This is a genomic window from Klebsiella sp. MBT K-1 (assembly GCF_002556465.1).
Lineage (GTDB): Bacteria > Pseudomonadota > Gammaproteobacteria > Enterobacterales > Enterobacteriaceae > Klebsiella > Klebsiella grimontii.
The window spans coordinates 1-4172 of record NZ_PDEL01000037.1 but is presented as its reverse complement, the minus strand read 5'-3'; the positions used below and the strand labels follow the sequence as shown (position 1 = coordinate 4172).

At 55.5% G+C, this 4172-nt stretch carries 7 protein-coding genes and 1 pseudogene; 5 read left to right on the top strand and 3 right to left on the bottom strand.

The features are described from left to right. Nucleotides 1-608 precede the first annotated feature (608 nt). From CMQ96_RS28100 to CMQ96_RS28550, 4 genes and pseudogenes are all read left to right on the top strand, one after another. Entirely contained in the window at nt 609-932 is a 324-nt protein-coding gene (locus CMQ96_RS28100) for a MobC family plasmid mobilization relaxosome protein (RefSeq protein ID WP_001555769.1), read from the top strand. Then, nucleotides 871-1575 (top strand): annotated as a pseudogene (locus CMQ96_RS29095) (relaxase/mobilization nuclease domain-containing protein); the annotation flags it as partial. The gene CMQ96_RS28100 and the pseudogene CMQ96_RS29095, both read left to right, overlap by 62 nt. A 34-nt stretch (nt 1576-1609) precedes the next feature. Next, on the top strand, nt 1610-2095 hold the full coding sequence (locus tag CMQ96_RS28555) for an MbeB family mobilization protein (RefSeq protein ID WP_012782630.1): 486 nt from the start codon (nt 1610-1612) through the stop codon (nt 2093-2095). A 3-nt stretch (nt 2096-2098) separates the two neighbouring features. Continuing rightward, nucleotides 2099-2308 carry an MbeD family mobilization/exclusion protein gene (locus CMQ96_RS28550; protein WP_001632067.1) on the top strand — a complete coding sequence of 70 codons (210 nt, stop codon included), beginning with the start codon at nt 2099-2101 and terminating at the stop codon, nt 2306-2308. 529 nt (nt 2309-2837) lie between these two features. Here the strand turns inward: CMQ96_RS28550 and CMQ96_RS28090 are convergent. Both CMQ96_RS28090 and CMQ96_RS28085 read right to left on the bottom strand, forming a co-directional pair. Continuing rightward, on the bottom strand, nt 2838-3065 hold the full coding sequence (locus CMQ96_RS28090; protein ID WP_000719360.1) for a YgdI/YgdR family lipoprotein: 228 nt from the start codon (nt 3063-3065) through the stop codon (nt 2838-2840). Nucleotides 3066-3086: 21 nt separating this feature from the next. After that, entirely contained in the window at nt 3087-3320 is a 234-nt protein-coding gene (locus CMQ96_RS28085; protein ID WP_001036746.1) for a YgdI/YgdR family lipoprotein, read from the bottom strand. Nucleotides 3321-3401: 81 nt separating this feature from the next. On the opposite strand from CMQ96_RS28085, the gene CMQ96_RS28545 reads away from it, so the two are divergent. Next, entirely contained in the window at nt 3402-3671 is a 270-nt protein-coding gene (locus CMQ96_RS28545) for a hypothetical protein (RefSeq protein ID WP_079839079.1), read from the top strand. Between the two features lie 236 nt (nt 3672-3907). Here CMQ96_RS28545 and CMQ96_RS29090 read toward each other — a convergent pair whose 3' ends face one another. Further along, nucleotides 3908-4066 carry a hypothetical protein gene (locus CMQ96_RS29090; RefSeq protein WP_032670878.1) on the bottom strand — a complete coding sequence of 53 codons (159 nt, stop codon included), beginning with the start codon at nt 4064-4066 and terminating at the stop codon, nt 3908-3910. Nucleotides 4067-4172: the final 106 nt, after the last annotated feature.

The window sequence follows — 4172 nt, the reverse complement described above, 5'->3', positions numbered from 1 at the left end:
GGAACTGAGTGTCAGGCGTGGAATGAGAAACCGCGGCCATAACAGCGGAATGACACCGGTAAACCGAAAGGCAGGAATGCGGGGGAGCACGAGGGAGCCATCAGGGGGAAACGCCTGGTATCTTTAAGCCGCATCGGGTTTCGCCACCACTGATTTGAGCGTCAGATTCTGTGATGCTTGTCAGGGGGGCGGAGCCTATGGAAAACCGGCAGCGGCGCATCCTTTCTTCCCCTCCTGCATTCACGTATTTCCCCGCCACGTCTTTATCCGTGAGTCCGTACCGCTCGCCGCAGCCGAACGACCGAGCGTAGCGAGTCAGTGAGCGAGGAAGCGGAATATCCACCGGGACAGGCATCAGCCTCTTACGCACCTGAGCCTCATCTCACAGTTTTCATGACTGACTATTTCATCCCGATTCCCGTCGTGCCACCATAGTAAGCCAGTATACACTCCGCTAGCGCTACGTGACTGGTTCAGGGCTGCGCCCCGAAACCCGCTAAATGCCACTGACGCGCCTGCGGCTTGCCCAACACCGCGCCGACCGGGAAAAGATTTCCCGCCCGTCCCGGCGTTATCAGGAGGCCGGATTGGCAGACAAACGCAGCAAAATGCTCACGATGTGGGTAACAGAAGATGAGCACCGCCGTCTGCTGGAACGCTGCGACGGTAAACAGCTCGCGGCCTGGATGCGGCAGACGTGCCTGGACGAGAAGCCCGCCCGGGCCGGCAAACTTCCCTCGATCTCGCCGGCGCTGCTTCGTCAGCTTGCCGGCATGGGGAACAACCTCAACCAGATTGCCCGCCAGGTTAACGCCGGTGGCAGTAGCGGTCTCGACCGCGTGCAGGTCGTCGCCGCGCTGATGGCCATCGATGCCGGACTCGAGCGGCTGCGGCATGCCGTACTGGAAAAGGGGGCTGACGATGATCGTTAAGTTTCATCCCCGGGGACGCGGAGGCGGTGCCGGCCCGGTTGATTATCTGCTGGGGAAAGACCGCCAGCGCGACGGTGCCAGCGTTCTTCAGGGGAAGCCGGAGGAAGTCCGGGAGCTTATCGACGCCTCGCCCTACGCCAAAAAGTACACCTCCGGGGTGCTGTCCTTTGCCGAACAGGACTTACCGCCCGGGCAGCGTGAAACGCTGATGGCGAGCTTCGAGCGGGTTCTGATGCCCGGACTCGATAAAGACCAGTACAGCGTGCTGTGGGTTGAGCACCGGGACAAGGGGCGGCTGGAGCTGAACTTCCTGATCCCGAACACGGAGCTGCTGACCGGCAAACGGCTCCAGCCATACTATGACCGCGCCGACCGTCCTCGCATTGATGCCTGGCAGACCATCGTGAACGGCAGTCTGGGGCTGCACGACCCGAACGCGCCGGAAAACCGGCGGGCACTGGTCACGCCGTCCGCGCTGCCGGAAACGAAGCAGGAAGCCGCTCAGGCGATTACGCGGGGTTTACTGGCCTTAGCCTCGTCCGGGGAGCTGAAAACGCGTCAGGACGTCACTGAGGCGCTGGAAAGCGCAGGTTTTGAGGTGGTTCGCACCACAAAAAGCAGCATCAGCATTGCCGACCCGGACGGGGGGCGAAACATCCGACTGAAGGGAGCCATCTATGAACAGTCTTTTAACGCTGGCGAAGGACTTAGAGCAGAAATCGAAAGTGCAGCAGCAGACTACCGGCGAGATGCTGAAAGCCGCATTCAGCGAGCACGAGAAGTCTGTCAGAGCGGAACTGAACGAAAGCGAGAAGAGAATCAGCGCCGCCATCCACGACCACGACCGGATGCTGTCCTCAGCCATGAGCCAGCGTACGAAAGGGATGCTGCGCATGGTCAGCCAGACGTGGCTGACCATCGTCCTGGTCTCCGTGCTGCTGATAGCCTCAAGTGCGGGCATTCTATGGTGGCAGGGGCAGCAGATACTCGACAATTACACGACCATCCGGGAGCAGAAGAGCACGCAGGCCATGCTGTCCGAGAGGAACAGCGGCGTGCAGCTCACGACCTGCGGAGAGGAACGACGCCGCTGCGTGAGGGTGAACCCGGACGCGGGACGGTTCGGAGAGGATTCGAGCTGGATGATACTGGCGGGGAAATAGCACATGACGGAACTGGAAAAACAGTTGCTGAGCGCATTAGAGCAGCTACAGCAGGACTACTCGAAAAGGCTGGACGAGTGGGAGAGCGCCTTCGCGGAATGGCGGACGATGTGTGGTCTTATGCAACGGGAGAACGCAGCGCTGAGCGAGCGCGTCACGGACTTGAGCACGCAGGTGCTGAGTTTAAGCGAGCAGCTGCGCCGGTTGTCGTAAGGCTGAACGACATCGAGGCACACCGGGAGCAGGAGCGCGCAGCGCAGCACCAGAAAGCGCTGGAGCTGGAACGATCGCAGCGTCAGCAGGAGTATGACGGTCCGTCGCTGTGATAACCGGATAAAACGGGGCTTTCATTGAGGATCTGCGCCGAAACCCGGTGCCATTCACCCGGCTGCATGGCTATGCAGTCGGGTGAGATTTATCAGGCGCAGAATGCACGGTTTGCGGGGTGGTTTACAGTCGGTTTTGCAGGACTGACGCCGCATTCGCGCTGAACCCGTCCGGAGAGGTGCGGGCAAGGGATGTTATGGTAAAAGCATGATGCCTGGCGGGTACGGAAAAATTGTGGCGACCGAGCCTGCAGACGCAAAAATCCGGCCCATACTTATTCGTCTCCTTCATCAGGAATGCAGTACTATCCAGCCACTGCAGGTATTTGGCCCCCAGCGGGGGCTTTTTTTGCCTGTTGTTGGGGCAGATAAAGAAAAGGGCCGCATTAGCGGCCCTTTTCGGAGAGAGCGATGCCTCAATGCGGAATTTCAGAGACTTCTTTAACGTCGGCTTTATTGATCTGCTGTTTGACACCATTTGCGTCTTTATAGCCCAGCAGGCCTGAGTCTGATTCTGTAGGCTTGCCGTCGCTGACAATTGTACGCCCGTCGTTGGTGTGGATGGCATAGCTTGTGCGCGTGCAGCCGGTTAGGGCTGAAAGCGCAACTGCCGCTGCGAACACTGAAACAAAAATCTTTTTCAAAGCCAGCTCCTTTTATCCGTATCAGTTGTCTAGTTCACTCATGTTGGTAATTTTGTCACGGTTGATCTGTTCGGTTCGGCCTGTATGGGCATCTTTGTAGGATACTAATCCCGTATCACTGTCAACTTTGGGTTTGCCGTCTGTAACGATAGTGCGATCATCTGTGGTTTTTATTTCTTGGTTTGAAGAACATCCAGCAGCGGCAAAGGTCACCAACGCGACCATCATGGCCGCCAACAGCGTTTTTTTATTCATAATAGGTTCCCTGCTTAAAGGTAAAGTGGATATGGTCACTAACCATCTAAGTATAGGTCGTTTTTTCATGCGAAAAGAGGATTGAATGGACAAGAATTTCGATTATTGCTGACAGAGCATGGAGAAAAAGAGGCTGTTTTACTGTTCGGAAAGAAATCTTTTGTTGCCGTGCCAGATACGCAGAACCTTTATGGTGGGTGTTATTACCTTTATTTAGAGGATGCTCACAAGAACGAGCTTTTAATTGAGTTAAACGAAAGTGATTTATACCCCGGTGGCGCAATAGAACTTCAACACAACGGCGGTCGGAAGATTCATTGCGAGATACTAAAAGTAAGGTGGAGTCGTTAACTCAAGTAATGTTTCCTAAGTATGTTGATAGGCAAACATAGTGGTAGTTAGTCTCTCTGAGTAAATGATCTTCTTGTGATCCTGTCGTTACAGTCGTAATCTCTTGCTCTGAAAACGAAAAAACCACCTGGGGAGGTGGTTTGATCGAAGGTTAAGTCAGTTGGGGAACTGCTTAACCAGGTAACTGGGTATACGAGACCGCAGAAACCAAAACTGTTCTTTCAGTGTAGCCTCTCTCAGGCCCATACTTCAAGACCTCTTAATTTGTCTCTCGTATACCTCCAGTTACTAATGGCTGCTGCCAGTAGCGATTTTTCGTGTCTTTCCGGGTTGGACTCAAGACGATAGTTACCGGATAAGGCGCAGCAGTCGGACTGAACGGGGGGTTCGTGCATACAGTCAATCCTGGAGCGAACTGCCTTCGCGGAACTGAGTGTCAGGCGTGGAATGAGAAACCGCGGCCATAACAGCGGAATGACACCGGTAAACCGAAAGGCAGGA

Bases quoted from the DNA above. Each gene is read 5' to 3' on its own strand.
- CMQ96_RS28100 (WP_001555769.1), top strand. From the start codon at position 609: ATGCTCACGATGTGGGTAACAGAAGATGAGCACCGCCGTCTGCTGGAA.
- CMQ96_RS28555 (WP_012782630.1), top strand. From the start codon at position 1,610: ATGAACAGTCTTTTAACGCTGGCGAAGGACTTAGAGCAGAAATCGAAA.
- CMQ96_RS28550 (WP_001632067.1), top strand. From the start codon at position 2,099: ATGACGGAACTGGAAAAACAGTTGCTGAGCGCATTAGAGCAGCTACAG.
- CMQ96_RS28085 (WP_001036746.1), bottom strand. From the start codon at position 3,320: ATGAATAAAAAAACGCTGTTGGCGGCCATGATGGTCGCGTTGGTGACC.
- CMQ96_RS29090 (WP_032670878.1), bottom strand. From the start codon at position 4,066: ATGCACGAACCCCCCGTTCAGTCCGACTGCTGCGCCTTATCCGGTAAC.